General features: G+C 67.8%; 28 protein-coding genes. 15 read left to right on the top strand and 13 right to left on the bottom strand.

What is annotated here, in order from left to right:
- The first annotated feature begins 81 nt into the window (after positions 1-81).
- Entirely contained in the window at positions 82-975 is an 894-nt protein-coding gene (gene map, locus U3A55_RS03055; protein ID WP_330990055.1) for a type II methionyl aminopeptidase, read from the top strand.
- Positions 976-1041: 66 nt separating this feature from the next.
- On the opposite strand, the gene U3A55_RS03050 is transcribed toward map, so the two are convergent.
- The gene (locus U3A55_RS03050; RefSeq protein ID WP_330990054.1) at positions 1042-1242 is read right to left on the bottom strand and encodes a DUF7835 family putative zinc beta-ribbon protein; all 201 of its coding nucleotides are present in this window, start codon (positions 1240-1242) and stop codon (positions 1042-1044) included.
- A gap of 145 nt (positions 1243-1387) precedes the next feature.
- On the opposite strand from U3A55_RS03050, the gene U3A55_RS03045 reads away from it, so the two are divergent.
- A complete protein-coding gene (locus U3A55_RS03045; RefSeq protein ID WP_330990052.1) occupies positions 1388-1933 on the top strand; it encodes an HIT family protein in 546 nt (181 codons plus the stop codon).
- Here the strand turns inward: U3A55_RS03045 and U3A55_RS03040 are convergent.
- On the bottom strand, positions 1925-3394 hold the full coding sequence (locus tag U3A55_RS03040; protein ID WP_330990051.1) for an aldehyde dehydrogenase family protein: 1470 nt from the start codon (positions 3392-3394) through the stop codon (positions 1925-1927). The two genes, U3A55_RS03045 and U3A55_RS03040, sit on opposite strands and share 9 nt — an antisense overlap.
- 43 nt (positions 3395-3437) lie before the next feature.
- A complete protein-coding gene (locus tag U3A55_RS03035) occupies positions 3438-4691 on the bottom strand; it encodes a tRNA (N(6)-L-threonylcarbamoyladenosine(37)-C(2))-methylthiotransferase (protein WP_330990050.1) in 1254 nt (417 codons plus the stop codon).
- 221 nt (positions 4692-4912) lie between these two features.
- On the opposite strand from U3A55_RS03035, the gene U3A55_RS03030 reads away from it, so the two are divergent.
- A complete protein-coding gene (locus U3A55_RS03030) occupies positions 4913-5386 on the top strand; it encodes a hypothetical protein (protein WP_330990049.1) in 474 nt (157 codons plus the stop codon).
- Positions 5387-5486: 100 nt separating this feature from the next.
- Positions 5487-5963, top strand: coding sequence for a hypothetical protein (locus U3A55_RS03025; RefSeq protein WP_330990048.1), 477 nt, complete (start codon positions 5487-5489; stop codon positions 5961-5963).
- Between the two features lie 9 nt (positions 5964-5972).
- On the opposite strand, the gene U3A55_RS03020 is transcribed toward U3A55_RS03025, so the two are convergent.
- Positions 5973-7076, bottom strand: a complete 1104-nt coding sequence (locus U3A55_RS03020; RefSeq protein WP_330990047.1) for an AI-2E family transporter — start codon at positions 7074-7076, stop codon at positions 5973-5975.
- Between the two features lie 103 nt (positions 7077-7179).
- Between U3A55_RS03020 and U3A55_RS03015 the strand changes: the two genes are divergently transcribed.
- The gene (locus tag U3A55_RS03015; RefSeq protein ID WP_330990046.1) at positions 7180-8322 is read left to right on the top strand and encodes an outer membrane protein assembly factor BamB family protein; all 1143 of its coding nucleotides are present in this window, start codon (positions 7180-7182) and stop codon (positions 8320-8322) included.
- Here the strand turns inward: U3A55_RS03015 and deoC are convergent.
- Positions 8313-8945 (bottom strand): deoxyribose-phosphate aldolase, encoded by a 633-nt coding sequence (gene deoC / locus U3A55_RS03010; RefSeq protein ID WP_330990045.1) that lies wholly within the window; start codon positions 8943-8945, stop codon positions 8313-8315. The genes U3A55_RS03015 and deoC overlap by 10 nt on opposite strands.
- 70 nt (positions 8946-9015) lie before the next feature.
- Here deoC and U3A55_RS03005 point away from each other — a divergent pair, with 70 nt between their 5' ends.
- Complete coding sequence (locus U3A55_RS03005) at positions 9016-9282, top strand: hypothetical protein (RefSeq protein ID WP_330990044.1); 267 nt, start codon at positions 9016-9018, stop codon at positions 9280-9282.
- Between the two features lie 58 nt (positions 9283-9340).
- Complete coding sequence (locus tag U3A55_RS03000) at positions 9341-10267, top strand: ribose 1,5-bisphosphate isomerase (protein ID WP_330990043.1); 927 nt, start codon at positions 9341-9343, stop codon at positions 10265-10267.
- A gap of 3 nt (positions 10268-10270) precedes the next feature.
- Here the strand turns inward: U3A55_RS03000 and U3A55_RS02995 are convergent, their stop codons facing one another.
- Both U3A55_RS02995 and U3A55_RS02990 read right to left on the bottom strand, forming a co-directional pair.
- A complete protein-coding gene (locus U3A55_RS02995) occupies positions 10271-10762 on the bottom strand; it encodes a hypothetical protein (RefSeq protein ID WP_330990042.1) in 492 nt (163 codons plus the stop codon).
- A gap of 18 nt (positions 10763-10780) precedes the next feature.
- Positions 10781-11665: a hypothetical protein gene (locus tag U3A55_RS02990; RefSeq protein WP_330990041.1), complete on the bottom strand. Its 885-nt coding sequence runs from the start codon at positions 11663-11665 to the stop codon at positions 10781-10783.
- 140 nt (positions 11666-11805) lie between these two features.
- Between U3A55_RS02990 and U3A55_RS02985 the strand changes: the two genes are divergently transcribed.
- Together U3A55_RS02985 and U3A55_RS02980 are read left to right on the top strand one after the other, a co-directional pair.
- Positions 11806-12615 (top strand): DUF63 family protein, encoded by an 810-nt coding sequence (locus U3A55_RS02985; RefSeq protein WP_330990040.1) that lies wholly within the window; start codon positions 11806-11808, stop codon positions 12613-12615.
- Complete coding sequence (locus tag U3A55_RS02980) at positions 12612-13520, top strand: carbohydrate kinase family protein (protein ID WP_330990039.1); 909 nt, start codon at positions 12612-12614, stop codon at positions 13518-13520. The genes U3A55_RS02985 and U3A55_RS02980 overlap by 4 nt, the downstream gene beginning before the upstream one ends.
- Positions 13521-13791: 271 nt before the next feature.
- On the opposite strand, the gene U3A55_RS02975 is transcribed toward U3A55_RS02980, so the two are convergent.
- Positions 13792-14304 (bottom strand): DUF7509 family protein, encoded by a 513-nt coding sequence (locus U3A55_RS02975; RefSeq protein WP_330990038.1) that lies wholly within the window; start codon positions 14302-14304, stop codon positions 13792-13794.
- 100 nt (positions 14305-14404) lie between these two features.
- Between U3A55_RS02975 and U3A55_RS02970 the strand changes: the two genes are divergently transcribed.
- Genes U3A55_RS02970 through U3A55_RS02960 form a run of 3 tightly spaced genes read left to right on the top strand, consistent with a single transcriptional unit; the run spans position 14405 to position 17026 of the window.
- Positions 14405-14779: a helix-turn-helix domain-containing protein gene (locus U3A55_RS02970; RefSeq protein ID WP_330990037.1), complete on the top strand. Its 375-nt coding sequence runs from the start codon at positions 14405-14407 to the stop codon at positions 14777-14779.
- Positions 14780-14818: 39 nt separating this feature from the next.
- Positions 14819-15547, top strand: a complete 729-nt coding sequence (locus U3A55_RS02965) for a nucleoside phosphorylase (RefSeq protein WP_330990036.1) — start codon at positions 14819-14821, stop codon at positions 15545-15547.
- A gap of 51 nt (positions 15548-15598) precedes the next feature.
- Positions 15599-17026, top strand: coding sequence for an HPP family protein (locus U3A55_RS02960; RefSeq protein WP_330990035.1), 1428 nt, complete (start codon positions 15599-15601; stop codon positions 17024-17026).
- Positions 17027-17032: 6 nt separating this feature from the next.
- On the opposite strand, the gene U3A55_RS02955 is transcribed toward U3A55_RS02960, so the two are convergent.
- Together U3A55_RS02955 and U3A55_RS02950 are read right to left on the bottom strand one after the other, a co-directional pair.
- Positions 17033-17329, bottom strand: coding sequence for a hypothetical protein (locus tag U3A55_RS02955; RefSeq protein WP_330990034.1), 297 nt, complete (start codon positions 17327-17329; stop codon positions 17033-17035).
- Positions 17330-17371: 42 nt separating this feature from the next.
- Positions 17372-18520 (bottom strand): NAD-binding protein, encoded by a 1149-nt coding sequence (locus U3A55_RS02950; protein WP_330990033.1) that lies wholly within the window; start codon positions 18518-18520, stop codon positions 17372-17374.
- Between the two features lie 71 nt (positions 18521-18591).
- On the opposite strand from U3A55_RS02950, the gene U3A55_RS02945 reads away from it, so the two are divergent.
- Genes U3A55_RS02945 through U3A55_RS02935 form a run of 3 tightly spaced genes read left to right on the top strand, consistent with a single transcriptional unit; the run spans position 18592 to position 21301 of the window.
- Positions 18592-19839, top strand: coding sequence for a potassium channel family protein (locus tag U3A55_RS02945; protein ID WP_330990032.1), 1248 nt, complete (start codon positions 18592-18594; stop codon positions 19837-19839).
- Positions 19836-21002: a TrkA C-terminal domain-containing protein gene (locus U3A55_RS02940; protein ID WP_330990031.1), complete on the top strand. Its 1167-nt coding sequence runs from the start codon at positions 19836-19838 to the stop codon at positions 21000-21002. Before U3A55_RS02945 ends, U3A55_RS02940 begins: the two co-directional genes overlap by 4 nt.
- Positions 21003-21025: 23 nt before the next feature.
- Positions 21026-21301 carry a ubiquitin-like small modifier protein 1 gene (locus U3A55_RS02935; RefSeq protein ID WP_330990030.1) on the top strand — a complete coding sequence of 92 codons (276 nt, stop codon included), beginning with the start codon at positions 21026-21028 and terminating at the stop codon, positions 21299-21301.
- A 6-nt stretch (positions 21302-21307) separates the two neighbouring features.
- Here the strand turns inward: U3A55_RS02935 and U3A55_RS02930 are convergent, their stop codons facing one another.
- From U3A55_RS02930 to U3A55_RS02920, 3 genes are read right to left on the bottom strand one after another with little or no spacing between them, the layout of a single operon-like run.
- Positions 21308-22213, bottom strand: coding sequence for a GNAT family N-acetyltransferase (locus tag U3A55_RS02930; RefSeq protein ID WP_330990029.1), 906 nt, complete (start codon positions 22211-22213; stop codon positions 21308-21310).
- On the bottom strand, positions 22204-23457 hold the full coding sequence (gatD, locus tag U3A55_RS02925; protein ID WP_330990028.1) for a Glu-tRNA(Gln) amidotransferase subunit GatD: 1254 nt from the start codon (positions 23455-23457) through the stop codon (positions 22204-22206). Before gatD ends, U3A55_RS02930 begins: the two co-directional genes overlap by 10 nt.
- Positions 23458-23492: 35 nt before the next feature.
- On the bottom strand, positions 23493-24143 hold the full coding sequence (locus U3A55_RS02920) for an ArsR/SmtB family transcription factor (protein WP_330990027.1): 651 nt from the start codon (positions 24141-24143) through the stop codon (positions 23493-23495).
- Positions 24144-24164: the final 21 nt, after the last annotated feature.

Raw genomic sequence — 24164 nt, 5'->3', positions numbered from 1 at the left:
GCCCGCCCACGCCCCCCCGACGATGAAAAAGGTGGGGTGGGAGGCGCAACCTCTTTTCCCGTGTCACTCTAAGCGCGAGGTATGACTGACTCTGTGGAGCGCGGGTCGGAGGCGTACGAGAAGTATCAGGAAGCGGGCGATATCCTCGCGGATGTGATGGCGGAGGCTGCTGAGTTGGTGGAGCCGGGGGCGACCCATCTGGAGGTGGCGGAGTTCGCGGAGTCGGAGATTCGAGAGCGCGGCGCGAAGCCGGCGTTCCCGGTGAACATCAGCGTGAACGAGGAGGCGAGCCACGCGAGTCCCGGGGCGGACGACGAGACCGAGTTCGCGGAGGGTGACGTGGTGTGTCTGGACGTGGGCGTGCACGTGGACGGCCACATCGCGGACGCCGCGACGACCGTCGACCTCGGGGAGAACCGAGAGCTCGTGGAGGCCGCGGAGGAGGCGCTGGACGCGGCGCTGGACGCGGTGGAGCCGGGCGTGCACACGGGCGAGGTCGGCGCGGAGGTCGAGGACGTCATCGAGGCGTACGGCTTCAAGCCCATCGTGAACCTCACCGGGCACGGCCTGGAGGTGTACGACGCGCACACGGGGCCGAACGTCCCGAACCGCGGCGTCGATACGGGCGTCGAACTCCAGGAGGGGGACGTGCTCGCCATCGAGCCGTTCGCCACGACGGGCAACGGGAAGGTTTCGGAGGGGCAGGCGACCGAGATTTACGAGGTCGTCGACGAGAAGTCGGTGCGGAACCGGCAGGCCCGTCAGGTCCTGGACGCCGCCGCGGCGTTCGACGGCCTTCCGTTTGCGGCGCGCTGGCTGGACACGCCGCGCGCGGAGATGGGGCTGCGCCGCCTGGAGATGAACGACGTGATTCGGAGCTACCCCGTCCTGAAGGAACAGGCGGGCGAACTCGTGAGTCAGGCCGAGCACACGGTCATCGTCACGGAGGACGGCTGCGAGCGCACGACGGAGTAGGGACTACGCGGCGCTGATAGGGTATGAATAATAATGAGGGGGCGTCTGGGAGTCTGGTGACGCCGGTTAGGCGTTGTTCATTCGCTGGCTACTCGTTTCGCCACAGGAACGGCATTCGGAAACCCGGTAGGGTTCGCGCGAGAACTCGGAGTTCTCGGACTTCGAACTTTCCGTTCGAAGTTCGATAGAGACCTCGTGAGGGGTCTCCTGCCCACAGCTCTCGCACAGTTCCGTCATGCCGTCGGAATGAGGTGTTTTACTCGCCATCGGAACCACCCTCGGCTCAAAAGAGCCGCCCGAGAAACTTAAAAATGCACCCTTAGTTTCGAGCCAGCACGTGTATCCGACGTGAGCCGACGGCCCCCCGAGCGGGAGCCGAACCGTTCTTCCCGACGGCGTCGTACTCCCGGGTATGGACCGCGTGTTCGCGCCGTGGCGCATCGAGTGGGTGGAGCGGGAGGACAAGAACCCAGACGTGGAGGAGTGCGTGTTCTGCGAGCTCCCCGAGCACGGAACGGACCGCGAGCACCGCATCGTCGCGCGCTCCGAGCACGCCTTCTGCCTGCTGAACAACGCGCCGTACAATCCCGGGCACGCGATGGTGATTCCGTACGACCACGGCGGCGACTACGGCGCGCTCTCGGACGACGAGTTGCTCGACCACGCGCGCCTCAAGCAGGCGACGTTCGACGCGCTCGACGCGGCGATGGGGCCGGACGCGTACAACGCCGGACTCAACCTCGGCGGCGGGCCTGCGGGCGGGTCCATCGAGGACCACCTGCACACGCACGTCGTCCCGCGCTGGGAGGGCGACACGAACTTCATGCCCGTCGTCAGCGACACGAAGGTCGTCGTCGAAGCGCTCTCCGACACCTACGACGCGCTCCACGACGCCTTCGCCGACCACGACGCGGCGACGGGCGTGAGCGACGCGGGCGCGGTCACGCTCTCACTCTAGGAGGTCGTAGTCGCGCGGTTCGTTCTGGACCGAAATCCACTTCGGTTCGGTGAGTTCGTCGATTATCCACTCGCCGTTGTACCGGCCGAGACCGGACGCCTTCATGCCGCCGAAGGGCGCGTTCGGTTCGTCCTGAATCGGGTGGTCGTTCACGTGCACCATCCCGGCGTCGATGCGGTCCGCGAGGTCGCGGCCGTACGCCACGTCGTCGGCGAACACGGCCGCGGAGAGGCCGTACTCGGTGTCGTTCGCGACCTCGATGGCGTCCTCGTCGCTCTCGACGGGGATGACGGGCGCGATGGGGCCGAAGTGCTCGTTGCAGGCGGCGGCGATGTCGTTCGTCGCGCCGGAGAGCACAGTCGGTTCGAAGAACAACTCGTCGTAGTCGCCGCCGGTCTCCAGGGTCGCGCCCTCCTCGACCGAGTCCGCGACGAACGCGGCGAGGTCGTCGCGCTGGCCCTCGTTCACGATGGGGCCGAAGTCCGTCTCGGGGTCGGTCGGGTCGCCGACCGTCAGGGACTCCGCGTGCTCGACGAGGCGTTGGACGTACTCGTCGTAAACCGATTCGTGGACGACGTGACGATTGATGGAGATGCAGACCTGGCCCTGGTGGGTGAACGAGCCGACGGCACCCGCGGCGGTCGCTTGCTCCACGTCCGCGGATTCGGTGACGACGAACGGGCCGTTCCCGCCGAGTTCGAGCGCGGGCATCGCGATGTTCTCGCCCGCGTGCTTCCCGACAGTCCGCCCGACCGCCGTGCTGCCTGTGAAGGAGAGCACGCGGGGCGTCGGGTGGTCGGAGAGTCGGTCGCCGATGTCGCTCCCGTGGCCGGTGACGACGTTCAGGACGCCGTCCGGGAGGCCGACCTCGTCAGCGATATCGGCGAGCAAGAGGCCGCCCGTGACGGGCGTATCGCTTGCGGGTTTCACGACCACGGTGTTCCCGAGCGCGAGCGCCGGCGCGAGCGCGCGCGTCGTCAGGTGCAGGGGGTAGTTCCAGGGGCTGATGATACCGACGACGCCCACGGGTTCCTGAACGATGTGGTGGTCTTTCTCCGAGACGAACTGGGAGTCCCGTACCTCGTCGCCCTCGGGTTCGACGGAGAGCGCGGTGCCGAAGTCCGCGAGGCTGATACCGACCTCGCCGGTCGCCTTCCCCATCGCGCTCCCGCTCTCCCGCGCGAGCAGTCCCGCGATTTCCTCGTAGCGCTCCTGGAGTTCGTCCCGCATCGCCTCGACGTACTCCAGACGTTCCTCGCGCGACAGCGCCGCCCACTCGTCCTGGGCGGCGTCCGCGGCCTCGTACGCGGCGTCCACGTCGTCGACGGTCCCCGCGGGAACCTCGGCGAACTGCTCGCGGGTCGCCGGGTTCTCCACGGAAATCGTCTCGCCGCTTCCGGAGTCTCGCCACTCGCCGTCGATGTAGAGGCGGTTCCACGCGCTGTCAGTCTCGCTGGACATACGTGGAGACACGGCGGCCGGTGACAAAGGCGTGGTGTCCGGCCTACACGGGGTCGGCGAACGCGTACACCGTCGAGTGCCCGGTCACCTCGACCGTCGCGAAGTCACCGGGTTCGAGGTCGTGCTGGGAGGCGTTCTGCACGATAATCTGGCGGTACGCGGCGTCGTAGCACTTCACGGAGTCGCCCGTGCCGTGCTCGGTGACGAGCACGTCGCGTTCGGTGCCGACCATCGACTCGTACGCCTCGCCGACGACCTCCATCTTCGCGTCCGTCATCGCCGAGGAGCGGTCCTTCTTCACCTGACCTCCGAGGCCCTTCATGTCCGCGGCGTCGGTGCCGGGGCGCTTCGAGAACCGCGTGATGTTGATTTTCTCGGGGCGCGTCTCGCGGAGGAGCGCCATCGACATCTCGTGGTCCTCCGGGTCCTCCGTAGGGAAGCCGACGATGAAGTCCGTGGAGAGCGTCCACTCGTCCAGATACTCGTCGAACGTCTCCACGATGTCGAGGTACTGCTCGACGCGGTGCTGGCGGCGCATCTCTTCGAGCACGTCGTCCGACCCGGACTGGACGGGCGCGTGGAGGAAGTTGTAGATTTCGTCGTGTTCGGCGAACACGCCCGCGAGTTCCTCGCGGATGCCGTGCACGCCGCCCGGGTTCGCCATCCCCACGCGGACGCGGAAGTCGCCCTCGATTTCGGTGCAAATCCGGTCGAGGAGTTCGGGGAGCTTTCGCTCGCCGGTATCCCAGCCGTACACGCCCGTGTCCTGTCCCGTGATACGAATCTCCTTCGCGCCGGCGTGGACGAGAGCGCGCGCCTTCTCCACGTTCTCCTCCACGGGCGGACTGTCGACGCGGCCGGTCGCCTGCTTCGTGATGCAGTACGAGCAGTTGCTCATGCAGCCGCGAGCGATGGGGAGAATGCCGATAACGCCGTCGAGGATGGGGTCGGCGTCCGGCGTCGTCGTCGGACACTCGCCGTTCGTCACCGCCTCCGGCACCTCGTCCCAGTGCAGGACCTGGGCGTCCACGTCCGCCTCCTGGAACTGCTCGCCCTGCGCGAGCGCCATACAGCCCGTGACGAAGAGGTCCGCGGTCTCCTCACTGAGTTCTTCCGCCCGGCGGAGCATGTTGCGCTCCGTTTTCTCGACGACCGTACAGGTGTTGAGGATGGAGACGTCCGCCGCTTTCGGCCCGTCGACCTTGTGGTGGCCGGCGTCCCGCAGCCGCTTCTCTATCTCCCGGCTCTCACCCCGGTTCGACGTGCACCCGTAGGTTTCGATGTGGTACCGGGCCATCACGACCGTGTACTGTCGGAGTCGTCAAAAGCCCCGCGCTTCAAGAAAAGAGGAAACACCACTCCGAAAACAACCATAATATCTTATCTTTATTATAGTAATTTAATAAAGATATTTTTAAATTCCACATCACCTCATCGGTATGGTTCGTCAAGAACTATCGCGGCGGAAGGCTTTAAGGAAGATCCCGTACCAGCATAATAAACCACAAATAAACATCAATGAGCAATCCTCCTACTACGCAATCTTGGTCGTTCGCCGCCCTCGGAGTAGTCGGTTCCGTCGCGAGCGTCGTGTTCAACCTCGGCGTCACCGTCTTCCTCATGGGCGTCGTGTTGGTTCTCGGCGGCATCCTGCTGGCCGTGGCGCAGCGACAGGGGGCGTCTCGGCTCGTAATAGTCGGGTTACGGAGCGGGCTTTTTCTCGGTGTCGCGGCAGTCACATTCTGGCGATGGGTCGAAACCGGGAGTGAACCACTCGGATTGCTCACTGGCGTGTTGGTCGCGATAGCGGTCTTGCTCCCGCTACGAATCCGGAATCGAACCCTCGCGGAGAGCCTCATCTCGGCCAGTTTCGGCGTCCTCATGGTGTACGGCGTCCTCCAGCAGGCCTGGCTTCTGGCGGCGGTTTCAGCTATCGTGGCCGTCATACTGGCTCGGCAGACGATTCGACAGCGACGCGAGCGCGCCGAGTAGCGTCCGATGCGTTTTTTCCGTCCGAAAGAACTCCTCCACCGGAACGAGCACACGAGCCGCCCACCCGTAAAATCATAACAGCACACCGAAACATACAGTCATGAGTCCCCCTCCAACCACGCGATACTGGCTATCGTTCTCCGCTCTCGGACTGGCCAGTTCGGTCGCGGGCATCGTGTTCAACCTCGGACCCACCGTCTTGCTCGTGGGCGTCGTGTTGATTCTCGGCGGTGCCGTCCTGGCCGTCGCACAACGCCGGGGAGCGTCTCGAATCGTGATGACGGGGTTACTCAGCGGGATTTCTCTCGGTCTCGCGGCGGTCACGTTCTGGGGATGGACGGAAACGAGAGCGGGCGGATACGGGTGGCTCACGGTCGTGTTCGTCGCCGGAGCGGTTCTGCTTCCGCTCCAGAACCGCTATCCGAACCGTTCCGGTGTACTCATTCCGGCCAGTTTCGGGGTCCTCGTGGTGTACGGCGTCCTCCAGCAGGCCTGGCTTCTGGCGGCGGTTTCAGCTATCGTGACCGTCATACTGGCTCGGCAGACGATTCGACAGCGACGCGAACGCGCCGGGTAACCCCGGGCTTCAGGGCGGGTCCGCGCCCATGTCCTCGGCGGTGTTCACCTCGCCGGTCACTTCCTCCCCGAACACGAGCGGTTTCAGGAGGATGCGGACGGCCTGCACGGAGAGAACGAGGACGAGCGGGCCGAGGAAGAGGCCGTACCAGCCGAACACCATCGAGCCGACGATGTACCCGAACATGACGATGCCGACGTGCATGCCGCGGCCGGCGATTTCGGGGAGGACGAACGTCATCGGGATGAAGTCGAGGAAGAGGAAGCAGACGACGAGCAGGCCGACGGGGAAGAGCAGGCTGACCTCGGGCGTGGTCGCGGCGCTGTACCCGAGGTAGCCGACGAGCGGGAGGTAGACGACTTTCCCGACGACGAGGGGGATGAGCGCGGCGAGTCCGGTGGCGACGGCGAGCACGGTCGGGAAGGGGATGCCGATTGCGGGCGGCGCGAACATGTTGTAGCCGTGGTAGACGACTTCGGCGGCGACGGCGATGACAAACACCATCAGGACGGTGCTGAAGTAGAGCGTTTCGAGGTCGCGGTCCACGGCGGTGGCGTACGCGTACGTCGCGGAGCCGTCGCCCGCGAACCCCGCGAACCACTCGCGGAGGCGTTTGCCGTCCTTGAGGAGGTAGAACGCGAACAGGGTCGCGAGCACGAGGTTCATCAGGACGCTGGAGAACAGGCCGAAGAACCGCCGGGCCTGCTCGATAATGCTAGTGACGGAGTACCGCTCGGGGTTCCGGAGGTACGCGACGAACCGGTCGACGGGCTGCTGGAGGAGCGCGTCCACGTTCACGTACGGCTGGAGGAGTTCCTGGTAGCTCCGGAGCCGCGGGAGGAGTTCGTGAAACCCCATCAGGACGAAGTAGCCCGCGACGAGGAAGAACGGGAGCGCGGTGAGGAGGAGGGTGAGAACGGCGGCGACGCTCTCCGGGAGGACGCGGTCGAGACGGCGGAAGACGGGGCGGACACCGTAGTAGATGAAGACGCCGAGGACGAACGTCCCGATGAACGAGTAGACGGCGAACCCGACGACGGCGGCGAGGACGAGCACGACGCCCCAGAGCGGCACGCGCTCTCCGCGGGACGGAATCCACTCGCGCGAACTCACCGCGGCCACCCGTGCATACGGGGGCGGACGACGGCCGACGAGAAAAAAGGAGGTGGCCGAACCCACCCGAACCGTTTAGTCGGGCGGCGGACAGGTTCGGTGTATGCCCTCCCGCAGACAGTTCCTCGCCGCGACGGGTGCGAGCGCGCTCGCCGCGACGGCCGGGTGTTCGCTGATGGACGACGGGGACGGAATCAGGAGCGACTATCCGGGCGTCTCGTTCGAGGACGGCTGGCGGTCGTTCGGTCACGACCACGCGAACACGCGGTTCGCGCGCGACGCCACCCCGCTCTCCGACCCGGAGACGGCGAGCGTCGTCGAGCAGCCGCCGTCGTGGACGGGGACGACGATCGCCGACGACCGCGTGTTCGTCTCGGACGACGAGTGGGTGCGCGCGTTCGACACCGCGTCGGGCGAACTCGCGTGGCGCGCGGAGACAACGGGAAAATTCCCGCCGACCGTGTTCGACGGCGTTGCCTACACGCCCACGGACTCCGAACTCCGCGGGTTCGACGCGGACTCGGGCGACCTGGTCACACGGGTGGAGTTCCCGGCCGAGGTGGTGACGCCGCCCGCGGTCTCGAACCGTAATCGGCGGCTCGTCGTCGCGCTCGCGGACGGCCGGCTCGCCGGTGTGGGGCGGTACGACCGCGACGTCTGGACGCGGTCGGTCTGGGGGAACCTCGTGACGGTGCCGGCGACGCACGGTGCCGTGACGGCCGCGGCGACCGCGACGGGCGAAGTCTACGTGTTCAGGACGGACGGAACGCCCGTGTGGCGGACGAACCTCGCCGCGCGCGACCCCCAAGCGCCGGTCATCGGGGACGAACGCGTCTACGTCAACGGCCACTACGGGACGCTCGCGGCGCTCTCCCGCCGCACGGGCGAGGTCGTCTGGAAGCACGACGAGGGCGCGGGGTGGCGGGCGCTCGCGTTGGACGGCCGCCACCTGTACAGCGGCACGGGCGCGCTCGACGCGCACAGCGTCGAGACGGGGGAGGTCGTGTGGTCGTACGGGCCGGAGGACGCGAACGTCCGGTGCGCGCCAGCCGTCGCCGGGGACACGGTGTTCGTCGGTCGGGACGACGGCGTGCTCGCGGCGCTCGACCGCGAGTCGGGCGACGAGACGTGGACGCTCGCGCTCGGCGGCTACGTCGGGCCGTCAGTCGCCGCGACCGACGGACTCGTCGTCGCGACCGGGTACGACGACGGCGGAACTCGAACGACGTTCGTGGTTCAGTCGTAGTCCTCGAGGATTTCGACGCCGGAGCTCGCGCCGATGCGTTCCGCGCCGGCGTCGAGCATCGCGAGCGCCTCGTCGGCGGTGCCGATGCCGCCGCTGGCTTTCACGGGCAGGTACTCGGCGAGGAGTTCCACGTCCGGAACGGTCGCGCCGCCGTCCGCAAATCCCGTGGAGGTCTTGAGGTAGTCCGCGCCCGCCTCCGTCGTGAGTTTACCGGCGGCGTGTTTCTCGGCGTCGGTGAGGAGCGCGGTTTCGACGATGACTTTCACGGGGAGCGGGGTGGCGGCGACGACGCCCTCGATGTCGTCGCGGACGGCGTCATGTTCGCCGTTCTTCAGGCGGCCGACGTTGAGCACCACGTCGAGTTCGTCCGCGCCGTCGTCCCACGCCTGCTCGGCCTCGGCGCGCTTCACGGCGGGGTGGTGCTGGCCGTGCGGGAATCCGACGACGGTCGCGAGCGTCACGTCCGGCGCGTACTCGGCGGCTTCCGCGACGTAACACGGCGGGATGCAGGCGTTCATGCCGTACTCGCTCGCGTCGTCGAGCACGCGCTCCACGTCCGCGATGGTGGTCTCGGGGCCGAGAACGGTGTGGTCGATGGCGGCGGCGAGGGCGTCCCGATTCATGGGTGGAAGTCGAGGCCGCGACGCATAAACGGCCGGTGTTTTTACGGCGGTTGTGGGCGTTCGAGTCAGTATGCGCCAGCCCGCTCACTGGATGTCTCCCGTGGACGACCGCGTCCTCGAGTCGGTCGCGACGGAGGGCCGCGGCACGCTCACGGACGTGGAGCGCGTGCTCCGGTCGACGGGCGGCATCGCGACGCCCTCGGTGGAACGTCTCGGGGAGCGCTGTCACGTGCTCGCGGACCGCGGCCTGCTCGCGACGCCCGACGACGGCGTGTTCGAACTCACGGCGTCGGGCGAACGCTACCTCGCGGGCGACCTGAACGCGGACGCCCTGTAGCGGCGGTCGCCCCGCAGCGCCCCCGCTCTTTTTCCCGGTATCCCGCGAAGGAATCCCTATGGTCAGCGACGCGGTCGCGGACACTGCGGAACGCATCGCGTCGATGGACGTGCGGGGTGCGGCCCCCATCGCGCGCGCAGCGGCGGACGCGCTCGCCGTCGAGGCCCGGGAGACCGATGCGGACACGCCCGCTGAGTTCCGCGCGGCGATGACGGCGGCGGCGGACCGCCTCCGGGAGACCCGGCCGACCGCCGTCTCCCTGCCGAACGCGCTCCGCCTCGTGCTCGGCGGGATGGCGGGCGAGAGCGTGCCCGAACTCCGGGAGAGCGTGGTCGCGGCGGTCGAGGACTTCCGCGCGGAACTGGACGCGGCGCAGGACGACCTCGGCGCGGTGGGCGGCCGGCGGTTCGCGGACGGCGACACCGTGATGACGCACTGTCACTCGACGGACGCGCTCGCGTGCGTCGAGCGCGCCGTCGAGTCGGGGAAGTCGCTCTCCGCGTACGTGAAGGAGACGCGTCCCCGGAAGCAGGGCCACATCACCGCCGAGCGGTTGCGCGAACTCGGCGTCGACGTGACGCTCATCGTGGACTCCGCCGCCCACCACTTCCTCCCAGAGGTTGACCATGTGCTCGTCGGCGCAGACGCGGTGCGCGCGGACGGCGCCGTCGTGAACAAAATCGGCACCGCGGGCCTCGCCGCGAGCGCCAGCGAGCGCGACGTTCCCGTCACCGTCGCAGCCCAGACCCTGAAACTCGCGCCGCGGACGCTCGCCGGCCACCCGATCGACATCGAGGAACGCGACCCCGCGGAAGTCCTCGACACCGACCTCGACGTGTCGGTCGCGAACCCCGCGTTCGACGTGACGCCCGCTCGGTACGTGGACGCCGTCGTCACCGAACGCGGCCAGTACGCCCCCGAGAGCCTCGTCACGCTGATGCGCGACCGCTACGGCGACCGCCCCGACGACGTGTTCGGGGAGTAGCTGTCAGAGGTGGGGAGTTCCCCACGAGAACTCCCCGGCCTTGGTGACACTCGCAGTCAGGTAGCGGGTTTCTTCACTCGCCTCGTTCGGAATCGGATTGAACGCGAGATGGCCGCGGGACCCGTCCAGCACGCGCCCGTCAAGGGAGAACTCGATGGCGTACCAGGCCGGTTCGGTGAAGACGCTTCGATACGTCTGTTCGTCACCGGGCTGGAGCGTGGTGGCCGTCGTTATGTTCCGCTGGGACGGCGGCACGGACGCATAGCCATCGACAGAACGGTTCATGTCGGTCGGTCGAGCGCCAACGTCGGTAACACGGAGCGAAAGCGAGTGGGGGAGGTCGTGGTTGTTCGCGAACCGGAGCGTCCCGGTGGGATAGTCGTCGTCGCCGGACGTACAGCCAGCGACGCTCCCGGTCAAGCCGATACCGACCGTTGCGAGGAACCGACGACGCGAACACGCGGGAATTGCGTCGTTTTGTTTGGAGGGAGACATAGTAGGTACGTCCGGGGGTTACGGGTAGCGTCGGTTTTCAGTAACGGTATTGTCGGGAGAAATTTGGTGGTTTATCTGGACCTCCCAGAAGTCAGTATCGAAACCGACGGTGAAGCCAAATGGTACTGCGGCATACGTGATACTAAGAGAATCGGTTGCATGTGTCCACGCGTGTCTGTAGGTAGAAAAGAGCATATACGGAATATCCGTATTCTTCCGCCAAAAGTAGGTTTGTACGCCCCCCATTCGTTTTCCGTTTGGTTCAATTGTTGTGTCAGGGTCGTCAAATCGCGCACCCACCCCTCTTATTTTTGTATTGATGTCAGTATTTACTGTTGGACCTTCACAATACGCCCTTGCTTTTGGAGAATCGTGAGTCCAGTTTGAATCCGAGCCACTGATTTGGATTCCATCGGGAGGACTCGCGCTCTCAAGTGTACCATCTAACGGGTTACCAGTATCCAATACCCAGGACAAACCAATCCGCCAATAATCGGCTGCGTCGTTATCGGGTGTAGAGTCCGCTAAAATGGTTGTTCGAGTGAAAGTAGAAGCATTATAGTCGTATTCTTCTTGTGGAGAGACAACCACGGAAGAACCACTATTATTTTCAAGCGTTTCACCTTGATGTAGCGATGCAGTATCTACTGTTGAACCGTCAGACGAAATTTGTTTTTCAGTGACGCCATGCGGAATCCCATACTCAGAAAGAACTTGAGATACCTTCTGGTGATTTCCGGCCTCCTGCAGCTTGGTTATCTCACTTTCGATGCCTTCACTTCTAAGACTGGGGCCTGGTTCATGAGTAGACGCGCTGACAGCAGTACTTGATACAGCCAAGCTACTCAGTGCAATTGCGGATTTTTTTAGTACATATCTCCGGCCGAGTTCATTTTTTCCCATATACGACAGACGATATCCTCCTGCAATAAATTTTCTCTATAACTATATTTTATTTATCTATCTATATTATATGGGTTTGATATTCTCTCGGAGCAAGCGTGGAGCGGCAACGTTTTCCCGTCGGGCCGCGGGCGTCCGGTATGGTGTTGCCCGCAGGAGTCGAGGTCCCGCCGCTCCCCCACCTGCTCGCGGTGCTCGTGGGCGTGGCGGGGGTGGCGTACGGGCTTCGGGCGGCCCGCGTTCGCGTGACGCCGCGGAGCATCGTGGCGCTCGCGCCGTGGATGGCGGTCGGGTCGACGCTGTACGTCACCTACCAGCTAGGGGTGCTTCCCGAAGCGGCCGCGCCGTTCGCGAGTTCGCCGATAGTGTACGCGTCGACGTTCGTGCTCGCCGGCCTGTGCTGGATCGGCGCGAGTCGGACGGACGCGCCGCTCCGAGTGCTCGCCGGAACCGGGTTCCTCGCGCTCGCGGCGCCGGTCGGTGCGTCGCTCCAGTACGGAACGACGCACGGCGGCCTGACGCTCGCGTGGCCGGCGGCTGGTCTCGCGGTCGGCGTGGTCGCGGCGGCGGTCGTGTGGACGGTGCTGCGGCGGGTGCGGCCGGGCGCGGCGCGCGTGACGTGGCCGGCGGGCGCGCTCGTCGTAGTCGGGCACGCGCTCGACGGCGCGACCACCGCGGTGGGCGTGGACGTGCTCGGGTTCGGGGAGCGCACGCCACTCTCCCGGCTCATCATGGAGTTCGCGGCGAGCCTTCCGACAGCGGACGCGCTCGGGAGCGGGTGGCTGTTCGTGCTCGTGAAGCTCGCGCTCGCCGCCGGCATCACCGTGCTGCTCGCGGACTACGTTCGGGAGGCCGAAGCGGAGGGGTCGCTCCTCCTCGGCCTCGTCGCGGCGGTCGGACTCGGTCCGGGTATGCACAACTTCCTGTTGTTCGTCGTGACCGCGCCATGACCGGGAGCGTGCGGGTGCTCGCGGCGGGGCACGTGAACTGGGACGTAACGCTTCGCGTGGACGCGCTCCCGGACCCGGACGGCGAGGCGCGCATCGAGAGCCAACACGCAGCCGGCGGCGGGAGCGCTGCGAACGTCGCCGCGTCGCTCGCCGGACACGACGTGGACGCGAGCATCCTCGGGAGCGTCGGCGACGACGAGAACGGCCTGCTCGTCCGCCGCGAACTCGCGGAGGCGGGCGTGGACACCGACCGTCTGCGTGTCGTCGACGACGGGGAGACGAGCGTGAAGTACCTCGTCGTCGCGGCGAGCGGGCAGGTGATGGTCCTCGGGAACGACGGCGCGAACGAAGCCGTCGCCCCCGACGGCGTGGACGACGAGACGGTCGCGGGAATCGACCACGTCCACCTGACGAGCCAGCGCCCGGAGACCGCGACCCGGCTCGCAGACCTCGCCGCGGACGCGAACGCCACCGTGAGCTTCGACCCGGGGCGGCGGCTGGACTCCAGAGATTTCTCCGCGACCATCGAGCGCGCGGACGTGCTGTTCCTGAACGGCCGGGAGGCCGCGTCCGTGCTCGGCGCCGAGTACGCGAACGCGCCGCCGACCCGGGGCGGTCTCGTGGTGGTGAAGCACGGCGCGCGCGGCGCGACCGTCCACACCGCCACCGGGAGCTACGACCACCCCGGGTTCGAGGTGGACGCGGTGGACACGACGGGCGCGGGCGACGCGTTCGCCGCGGGGTTCCTGTCGGTCATCCTCACCGAGGACGGCATCGACGCCGACCGCGTCGAGCGCGCGCTGGAGTACGCGAACGCGTGCGGCGCGCTCGCCGCCACCTCCGAGGGCGCGCGCACCGCCCCCACGCAGCCCGAAGTCGAGGCGTTTCTCGACGACCGATACTAATTCCGCGATGGTCGTCACGTTTCGATTGCTGGCGCGTCGTTGCTGGCGAACCGTTTTGGTGGGTGCGTCCGTGTGGTATCGCGTACGTTCGCCGCGCTCTCGGACCGCGTGACGGCGTTCCTCGTCTGCGAGGGCGTACAGAGCGTCGCCACCGGCGAACGCGGGACGGTCGCGGGCACCGACGACGCGCTCTACACCGCCCCCGAGCGCGGCGGGCACTGGCGGGTCGTGGACGAGTGGGATTCGGCCCGCCAGCGGCCGACGGCCTCGTCTAGTCGAGCGTCGGGAGGTCGCCCGTTCGTTCGCGTTCCATCACGTCTCTGGAGAACAGTTTCGCGCGTTCGAGGAGTTCCACGTCGTCCTCGTAGTCGTCTATCGTCGCGTTCCAGCGGTCCGCAACCGCGGCTATCATCGCGCTCCGAACGCCGGTTTCGTGGACGAATAGCACGCGACCGGGCGTGTTCATTCGGTCTTCCAGCACGGCGCCGACTTCGATTCCGACGCCGAGGTTGCGGCCTCCGCTCGGCACTACGAACAGGACGACGTTGCTCGCGCGAGCGAATTCGAGCGACTGCGTTCCCGCGTCCATCTCCGTCAGCGGGATGTCGATATCGGTCGCGAGAAACGCGTTCAATCCGGCGTCGCGAAGCCCGTCGCGCACCCGTTTAAGGAACGCGAACTGCGCTTCGTCTTCGTGGGCGTGGGCCTTGTACGGACCCATCACGTACACGAGGAAGCGGCGATATCGCGTCCGTGGGAGGGTCTCCAGGAGACGCTCGCGCATTTCCTCGACCCACGCGACCAGAGTATATAAAATAGGGTTTTTTCAGCCCTAACTGACTCAGATATAGTTATACGCTGGCGGTGTGTACGGACACGCACAGATGTCCGAGGCTGACGACCGCTATGCGCCGCCCCCGCTTCCCGGCGAGAGCCTCCTCGACCTCGACGACTACCTCGCGATGCAGCGCGTTATCGGGGATTCGACGCGGTATCGGATTCTGACGGCTCTCCTCCGGAACGGCGAGTCGAGCGCGAGCGCCCTCGCGGACGCCCTCGACGTTCCGTCGAATCGCCTCCACTACCACCTCGACACGCTCCAAGATGTCGGACTCGTGCAGAACCGGAAACGCAAGGACCGCGGCGAGAACGGCGTTCACTCGTACTACGTAGCCACCGGACTCGCGGAGACGCTACTCGAACACGGCGTCGCGGAACTCATCTCGCGGGAGCGCGAACTCCTCGACCGCTACGCGTAGGAACGCGGTACTTTTCTCTCCCCCTCCTGAACTCCGAGTATGGCGAAGCAGCCCCACTTGCTCGTGGCACCGGGCGACGTGAACGACATCGCGCTGATTCCGGGCGACCCCGGGCGCGTCGACCGCATCGCGAAGCAGTGCGAGGACGTCGAGGTCGTCTCGGAGAACCGCGAGTACAAGGTCGTGAACGCGACCTACGAGGACACACCGCTCACCATCTGCTCGACCGGTATCGGCTGTCCGTCCGCGGCTATCGCTATCGAGGAACTGTACAACGTCGGCGTCGACACCGTCATCCGCGTGGGGACGACGGGGGCGCTCCAGCGCAACATCGAAATCGGCGACATGATAGTGGCGACTGGCGCGGCGAAGGACGAGGGCACGTCGAAGCGCTACGAGGCCGAGACCTTGCCCGCAGTCCCCGATTACACGGTATTGTCGGCGCTCGTCGATTCCGCGGAAGCGAACGATGAGGACGTGCACGTCGGCCCCATCGCGTCCGACGACGCGTTCTACGCCGAAACGGACGAGTACGTCGCCGCGTGGGAGGCGGCGAACATCCTCTCCGTCGAGATGGAGGCTGCGGCCGTGTTCTCGCTCGCGCGCCGGAAGGGGATGCGCGCCGGCGCCATCTGCACCGTCGACGGCAACCTCGTGAAGGGCACGCAGAAGGGCGCGACCGACGACGAGGAACTCCCGGCGAAAGCCCGGGACAACGTCGAGCGCGCCATCACGCTCAGCTTGAACGCGGTCGCGGACCTCGCGTAACGCGGCGGCGAACGCGAAAGACGCAAAAACCCCGAGGGAATTGTGCGGGGTATGCTGAACCGGCTCCGTGAGCGCATCCGTGCGGCGCGCCGCCGAGCCGGCCGTATCGAACGCCGCGAGGTGAACGAGTTCCGGCGGTGGCTCGAAACCACGAGCAACCTCACCCGGATTTCCGTCCTGTTGTTCGTCCCGCTCCTCATCGGGTTCGTCACGCTGCTCTCACAGCTCGTGCCGAACATCTCCTTCCTCCTCTTTCCGCCGCTCGCGTCCAGCACGTACACGCTGTTCGCCGACCCCGAGGGCCGGTACGCCGAGCCGCGGCGGTTCGTCGGCGGGCTGACGCTCGGCGCCTTTTGTGGCTGGCTCGCGCTCGAAGCCACCGCGCTCGCGTACGGCGTGTCGCCGACGACGATGGACGTGCACGCGAGCGGCGCGGCGCTCGCGATTCTGTTCACGGGCGTCGCGACGTGGCTGCTCGACCTCGAACTCCCGACCGCCTTTTCGACCGCGCTGCTCGTCCTCCTGACGGGGAACGCTCAATTGGCGTATCTGGCGGGCGTGCTCGTGTCCTCGCTCGTGGTCGCGGGCGTGTTCGTCGCGTGGCGCCGCGAGTTCTACGAGCAGCGAGCGCGCTACCTCTACCAGACGACGCAGGGCGACGACCACGTGCTCGTGCCGATGCGGGGCGAGCACGTGACGGAAACGGCGATGTTCGGCGCGCGAATCGCCGCCGCGCACGACGCCGCGAAGGTCGTGTTGCTGGACGTGATGGACGAGCGCGAGGTGGCGCAGGCGACGCGCGCCCGGTTGGACGAGGACGTGGAGAACCCCGAGGAGTGCGCCCAACAGGAGGTCGCGACCGAGGCGGCGCGCGAACTCGAACGGCACGCCGCCCACATCGAGACCCGGGTCGGCGTCCCCGTCGAGGTCGTGGTCGCCGTGGACCGGCAGGCGCCCGCGGAGACCGTCTTCGACACCGCGGAGCGCACGAACTGCGACCTCATCGTCACGCCGTACGAGGAGGAGGACGACGCCACGTCGCCGTTCGTCCGCACCGTTCTCCGGGGGCCGGTGGACGCAATCGCGTTCCGGTCCGCGACGGGGAGCACGACGTGGAAGCGCGTGATGGTCCCCGTGCGAACCGCGAGCGACCTCGCGCACGCGATGATAGATTACGCCGGCCGGCTCGCCGGACACGCGGGCACGGTGAGCGTCTGCACGTGTATCGACCACGAGCGCGAGCGCCGGAGCGCGGAGTCGATGCTCGCGAACCTCGTGGAGACCACGGACTGCCGCTCGGAGACGCGGGTGTCGCGCTCCAGCATCGAGTCGTTCATCGAGCGCAACGACGCCCACTACGACCTCGTCGTGCTGGGGGCGAGTTCGAACCGCTCCGCGGCGTCACGGGTGGTGTCGCCGCCGACGTTCAGCCGCATCGGCGACGTGGAGACCGACGTGGCGGTCGTTCACCGCGCGTAGCCCGACTCAGTCGGGCGTGCGGGCGGTGATGCTGGCGGAGACGAGGAAGTCGCTCGGGTCGCAGTCGTCGTGCCACTCGGAGAGCATCTCCGCGCTGTCGTCTACCGGGGACACGTCGATGTCGACGAATCCGGCGTCGGCGAGGAGCGTGCGGACGCGCGCCGCGGCGTTCGCCGCCACGTCCGCGCCGCAGCAAGAGTCGGCGTCGCTGGCGATGCGGGCGTAGCGCTCGCGGACGGCGCGACGCTGCGTCGCCGCGTCCAGCCCGGTCTCGCGCTCACAGCAGTCGTCGGTCGAACCCATGCCATTACCTGAACAGGCGTTCAGATGCCCGTTTTGTCGCTGTCAGTCGCCTTCGAGGAGTTCGTCGGCGACGCGTTCGGAGTCCTCGTCGCCGAACGCGGACCGGACGAGGAGGCGGCCGCCGATGACGGCGGGGCTGACAACGGCGTCCGCGCCGGCCCGTTTGAGTTTCGGTTCGTTCTCCTTCTCGGTGGCGGCGGCGACGATGCGCACGTCCGCGTTCATCTGACGGGCCGTCAGGACGACGAGCGCGTCCTCGCCGTCGTTGTTGGTGGCGGCGACGACGGCGCGCGCGTGGTCGATGCCGGCGCGGTCGAGGACGTCCTCGTCGCTCGGGTCTCCGACCAGCACGGTCTCCTCCGGAAGGCGGTCCGAGACGTTCGCGTCCGGCGTGACGACGACGAACGGCGTCCCGGTCTCGCGGAGTTCGACGATGAGCGGTTCCGTAAGGTCGCCGTAGCCGGCGACGATGACGTGGTTTTCGAGGGCTTCGAGTTGTGATTGAGTCATGCGTCCGAGTGCGTTCGCGAACCGGGCTTCGATGGCGGGACCGAGGAGCGCGCCGAGCGCGATGGCGAAACTCGCGGTCCCGAGGACCAGCACGCTCAGCCCGAACAGGCGGCCGGTCTGGGTGGTCGGCGTGATGTCGCCGTAGCCGACGGTGGAGGACGTGACGAGCGTGAACCAGAAGGCGTCGAGGATGGTGTCGATGGCGGGGAAGTGCTCGCGGAGCGCGTACGCGCCGACGGTCCCGTATATCTGGATGCCGGTGAGCGCGATGCCCGCGGAGAGCTGTGTCGTGGTGAGGGAGAGCGCGCGGTCGAACCGGTCGCGGGTGAGCCAGACGACGGGAATCGAGACGACGGAGAGAACGATGAGGGGCGTGGAGTAAATGCTCGTCTGGACGACGCCCTGGATGGCGGTGACCGGGAGGAGAACCACGGTGGAGTACCAGGCGGCGCGCAGTCCGCGGCGCATCCCGAGCGCGCTGAACACCATCAGGAAGCCGGTGAGCGCGCCCGTGAACCCCGCGGCCTGCTTCAGGGCCTCGGGGAGGTAGGGCGCGAGGGGGCCGAAGTGGCCGGGCTGGCTGATTTCGATGACGCCGGTGACGACCGAGAGCACGGCGACGAGCATCGTCAGCCCGACCGCGATACGGCCGGTCGCCACCGACTCGCGCGAGACGACCATACCCGGAAAGGGAGGTCCCGTCGGCATAAACGGGGCGGTACTGGTAAGGCGGCCGCGCGTTCATTCGAACTATGGCAGTGGAGTCAGGGTTCGCGGTGCAGGTGCTCCGCGGCATCTACCTCGGGTTGCTGGCGGGCGTGGTCCCCGTGCTGGTGTCGTTCGGGTTCGGGTTCGCGTTCAAGTACGTCACCGGCCTGACGATTCCCGCGCTCGGTGTCGTCGTGCTCGCGGTCGCCGTCGCCGGCATCAACGGCGGCTTGTTGGCGTTCACGGACCAGACCATCCTCCAGTCCGCGAACAGCACCACGGTACTCACCGCGCTACTGGTCATTCTAATGATGAGTTTCTACGCGCACGCACAGGGCGACAAGCTCGGTGGCACGCTCCCGAAGCGAATCAGCATCAAGAGCCTGCGCGAGCGCACGTTCAGCCGGGACGTGGTCGAACTCGTCGGCACGCGCGGGCAGGTCCGCGTCGAAATCGTCGGCGACATCGCCGACATGGAGGGGTATCCGCCGCTCCCGGAGCCGCTTCGCGCGGAGATTCGGGAGACGGAGTGGACGTTCCCCGCGGACCTCCCGGTGGGCGAAATCGAGACGCGGTTCGAGGACCGCCTGCGCAGCGAGTTCGACCTCGCGGCGGCGGACGTGACGCTCGACGAGCAGGCGCGCGCGACCGTCGTCGCCGCACCGCCCGTCTCCGGGGTGTCGAAGCGCGTGCCCTCGGGGAAGCGCGCGGTCTCCGTGGAGGCGCTCGTCCCGACCGGCGTCGCGCGCGGCGACACGGTAACTGTCGTCGCGGACGGGACGACCGCCGCCGGCACCGTCGTGAGCGCGAAGTCCGGCAGCGAGAAGAAACCGGAGACTCCCGCGGACAACGCGGCGACGGGCGACGGTCCGACGGCGGACGGCGGCACCGAGACGGCGAGCGCGATGGTCGCGGGAACGACAACGGGCGGCGAGGGTCGCGTGACAGTCGCGGTCGACCGCGCGGCCGCGACGACGCTGCTCGCCGCCGACGGCGGGACTGTCGTGGTGCGGTCGCGGGGCACGCGCCGGGAGTTCGAGCTCGTGAGCCTCCTGCGGCGCGCGGGCCACCGCCTCCGCCGCGTCACCGTCGGCACGGAGAGCGAGATTGCAGGCCGTACGCTCGCGGAGAGCGACCTGCGGACTGAGCACGGCGTCGTGGTGCTCGCGATACGACACGACGGCGCGTGGACGATGGCGCCGCGGGGGACCGCGCGACTGGAGGCGGGCGACGACGCGTTCGTCGTCGGGTCCCGGGACGCGCTCGACGCGTTCGCCGAGGTGGTGGCGTGATAGCCCAGACGACCCTGTTCGGCGTGTCCGCGGTCGCCGCCGTCCGGCTGTTCGGCCTCACCGTGCTCGCGGGCGGTACCGCGGGGCTCGTCGCGCTCGGCTACCGATGGTACTTCCGGGACCGCATCTCGACCGGGCTGGCCGTGCTCGCCGCAGTCTCCTCCGTCGCGCTCTATCTGAACACGAAATCAGCCCTCACGCAGGTGCTCGCGGGCCAATCGGAGCTGTTCGAGATGAACGTCGTGCTGTTCAACAGCGTGGCGTTCGCGCTCGCCACCGCGGTGGGTCCCGTCGGCCAGCGGACGGGCGACCGGGTCGCGACCTCCGTGTTCGCCGCGGCGGGCGCGCGCGAGGTGACCGGCGAGGTCAGCCAGCTGGTGCAGGCGGTCGGGCGCGTCGTCGCCGTCACGCTCCCCGAGGACGTGGCGGACATCGACGAGTACGAACGCGTCGAGGCGTCCGTGAAGGACGACATCGCGGGGAAGACGCTCATCTTCCCGCGCCGGCTCACCGTGGAGGACCTCCGCGAGCGCGTGGTGAACCGCCTGAAGGACGACCACGACGTGGGGTACGTGGACGTGGAGATGGAGCCCGACGGCACGGTCACCTACCTCGCGGTCGGCCGCCGACTCGCCGGCATCGGCCCGACGCTCGGCCCCGGCACCGCCGCCGTCGCCGTCGTCGCCGACCCCCCGAACTCCGCGAGCGCGGGCGACGTGGTGCAGGTGTGGACGACGGGCGAGAACCCCGAGCGCGTCGCGACCGCGGAACTCCGCGCGACCGCGGGCGACACCGTCACGCTCGCGCTCGACGAGACGGACGCCGAACGCGTCGCGGGCGGCCGGTACCGACTCCTCACGCTCCCGTCGACGCCGACCGCGGACCGCGAGTTCGCGACGCTCCTCCGCGCCGCGGACGAGACGATGACCGCCATTCGCATCGCGCCCGACGGCCCGCTCGACGGCACCCGGCTCGGCGACATCGACGCCACCGTCGTCGCCGTCCGGCCCGGCGAAGGACCCGTGGAACCGATTCCGTCCCGAAACCGCCGGCTCGCCGGGAACGACTGGCTGTACGTCGTCGCGCGCCCCGAAACCCTCCGCCGCATCGAGGCCGAGGCGGGCGGGGAGCCGGTGGCGCCGACGGAGTCGGGAGGCTCTTAGGCCTCCCAGTCCGACTCGGGAACATGAACGCCGAGTGGAAGCTGTTCGCGGACCTCGCGGAAGTCGCGGGCGACCGCCACGTCACCGTGGACTTCGACGGCGCCACCGTCGGGGCAGCCCTCGACGCTCTCCTCGTCGACCATCCCGCGCTCGAAGACCGCGTACTCGACGACGACGGCAGTCTCCACGACCACATCAACGTCCTCCGGAACGGCCAAACCGTCGACGACCTCGACGCGGCCGTCGAGGACGGCGACGAACTCGCGCTCTTCCCGCCCGTGAGCGGCGGGACTGCGTGAGGAGAATCAGTAGTCTGCGGTGAGGTCGGCGGCGGTGACGAAGTCGGGTTCGTCGCCGATGTCGACGCGTGCGGCGGCCGCGTCGCTAACGAAGTCGACAGCCTCGGGAATCAGCACGCGAACCTGGTCGATGTCGTTCTCGGCGGCGTCGCGGCTGATTGCCGTGAGGAGCGCGTCGCAGGCGTCCGTGTCGTGCCAGACGCCGACGCCGTAGTCCGCCCAGGTGACGGAGTCGCCGCCCTCGTTCTCGCGGTCGTAGTCGCGGACGCGGTAGGCGGCCGCGCGTGCGCCGTCGCCGTCGGTGAGCGCGATGGTTCGAGGGGCGTCGCGGAGCGTGTCTTTCGTCAGTTCGCTGAGCGCCCAGGCCTCGTTCAGGTCGAGGCCGAGTCCGGCGAGTTCGTCGAACGCGCGGCTGGACTGGAGGGCGCGCCACGCGGTGTGCACGTCCCCGGTCTCGGTGTAGTCGTGGCTCGCGTCGGCGTCCGGCGTCGGGTGGACCCAGCGGAACTCGGTCTCGGGTTCGAAGCCGGCGGCCCTGGAGAGGCCGAGGCCCATGACGTTCCACGAGAACACCATGTTGCGGGCGACGGTCGCGCCGCGCTCGCGCGCCCAGTCGAAGCCCGCGTGCGTCAGCCGCGTGCCGAGGGATTTCCCGCGGTGCGCGGGGTCGACGCGCATCCCCTGCGCCCACGCCTCGTGCTCGCTCAGGCGGACGACCTGGAGGACGCCGGCGGCGGTGCCGTCGACATCCGCGACGAACGTGCGCTGAGTGTCGTCGTCCGACTCGACCCAGTCCTCGAAGACGCGCGGGAGGTAGTCGCCGCTCTCGCGGCGGTCGCTCCACGTGTCCTGCGTGAACGCCGCGACGGCGTCGGAGTCGTCGCGGCGAGCCTGCCGAATCTCTACTGCCATGGCGTCGAACGCTCCGTGAGTTCGCCGGCGACGGGCCTGCGGAACGCCTCGTCGACGCTCTCCTCGCTCGCGTTCGCGAGCACCCACATCAGCTTGACTTTCGCCGTGCCGGGAAGGGCGTCCTCGCCCTCGATGACGCCGGCGTCGAGGAGGTCGCGGCCGGTGTCGTACACGCGGTCGCAGACGCGGCCCTCGACGCACTGACTCGTCATCACGACCGCGGTGCCGTCGCTCGTCAGGTCGTCGATGCGGTCGACGAGGTCGGAGTGAACGTGTCCGAGACCAGTACCCTCGATGACGACGCCCGCCTTGTCCTCGCAGAGGTCGAGGAAGCCCGGGTCCATGTTCGGCGTGAACTTCACGAGTTCCACGTCCTCCTCGATGGCGGGCGCGATGTCGAGGTCGACGCCGCCGCGCTCCGCCGTCTCGCGGTTGAAGTCGACGGCCTCGGTCTCGTAGTCGACGTAGCCGAGCGGGTCAGCGCCGACTGTCTCGAAGGCGTCGCGGCGGCTCGTGTGGTTCTTTCTCACTCTCGTGCCGCGGTGGAGCGCGCACCGGTCGTCGCTCTCGGAGGCGTGCATGCACACCATCACCTCGGCGGCGTCGGCCTTCGCGGCCTCCACCGAACAGACGGCGTTCATCACGTTGTCCGAGGACGGCCGGTCGGCGGAGCGCTGGCTGCCCGTGAAGACGACGGGCACGGGCGTGTCGAGCATGAACGCGAGCGCCGACGCGGAGAACTGCATCGTGTCCGTGCCGTGCATCACGACGACGCCGTCCGCGCCGGCCTCGATTTCGTCGTGGACCGCCCGGGCGAGGTCCTGCCAGATGGACGGCTCCATGTTCTCGGAGAGGATGTTCGCGACGACGCGCCCGCGGTAGTTCGCGCGGCCGGCGAGGTCGGGGACGGCGCGGAGCACGTCTTCGGCGTCGAACTGGGCCGTCACGGCGCCCGTCCGGTAGTCCACGGTGGATGCGATGGTGCCGCCCGTGCTGATGAGCGAAATCGTGGGAAGGTCGTCGTCGAAATCGACCTCGGAGACGCTGCCGGCCTCGCCCTCCTCGCGCTCCAGTTCGTACACGTCGGACTCCACGACCTCGACCGTGGCGTCCTCGCGGGCGATGCCGATGTTGTAGCCGCTATCGAGTTTCAGGACGAGCGTCTCCGGCGACGAGGAGGGGAGGACGACGCCCTCCGTCTCCTCGCCCGCGCGGTCGACGCGAACGCGGTCCCCAGTGTGCATACCCGAAACCATCGGTGGCGCGGACTAAAAGGATTCTACTCCGCGATGCGCCAGCCGTCGCCGACCTCCTCCACGATGCCGCGCTCGCGGAGGCGGACGAGCGTGCTCTCCACCACCGACGGCGGCGCGTTCACGCGGTCCGCGAGCGCCCGCACGTCGAGTGGCTCGTCGACGATTTCCGCGAGCACGTCCGGAACGAGGTGGTCTTCGTCCTCGCTGGCGGCGTCCGAGATATCCGACTGCACGTCCGCGAGGCGGCCCTGCACCCAGCGCTGGGCCATCGAGAGTTCGCGCTCCAACTCGCGGAGGTCGCGGAGTTCCGCGGCGAGGCCGTCTATCGCCGAGTCCTCCTCGATTTCGAGGTCGATGCTGAGGTGCGTGCATCGCCCCAGGTCGAGCGTGGTGCTCGCGGGGTACGCGCTCTTCGCGCCGAACTGGTAGGGGCTGACGCTCACTTCGAGGCGGAGGTTGCGCGCGATGTGGAAGTACTTCCGGCGGCGGTCGTCGGTGTGGCTCTCCACCAGACCTGCGTCTTCGAGCCGGCGAAGGTGGTCGATGACGGCCTTCGGGCTGACGCCGATGTACTCGCTTATCTCCGTGACGTAGCACGGCTTCTGCGCGAGCAGCCGCAGGATGCGGCGGCGGTTGGCGTTACCCAGCAGGTCGAGGAGCGCCCCGGAGTCCATTACCGCGCGAGGGTTAGGGAC

The sequence above is a fragment of the Salarchaeum sp. III genome (genome assembly GCF_036418315.1).
In the GTDB taxonomy this organism is placed as follows: domain Archaea; phylum Halobacteriota; class Halobacteria; order Halobacteriales; family Halobacteriaceae; genus Salarchaeum.
Note: the sequence above shows the minus strand (reverse complement) of the source record. Positions and strands in the feature narration are given on the sequence as shown.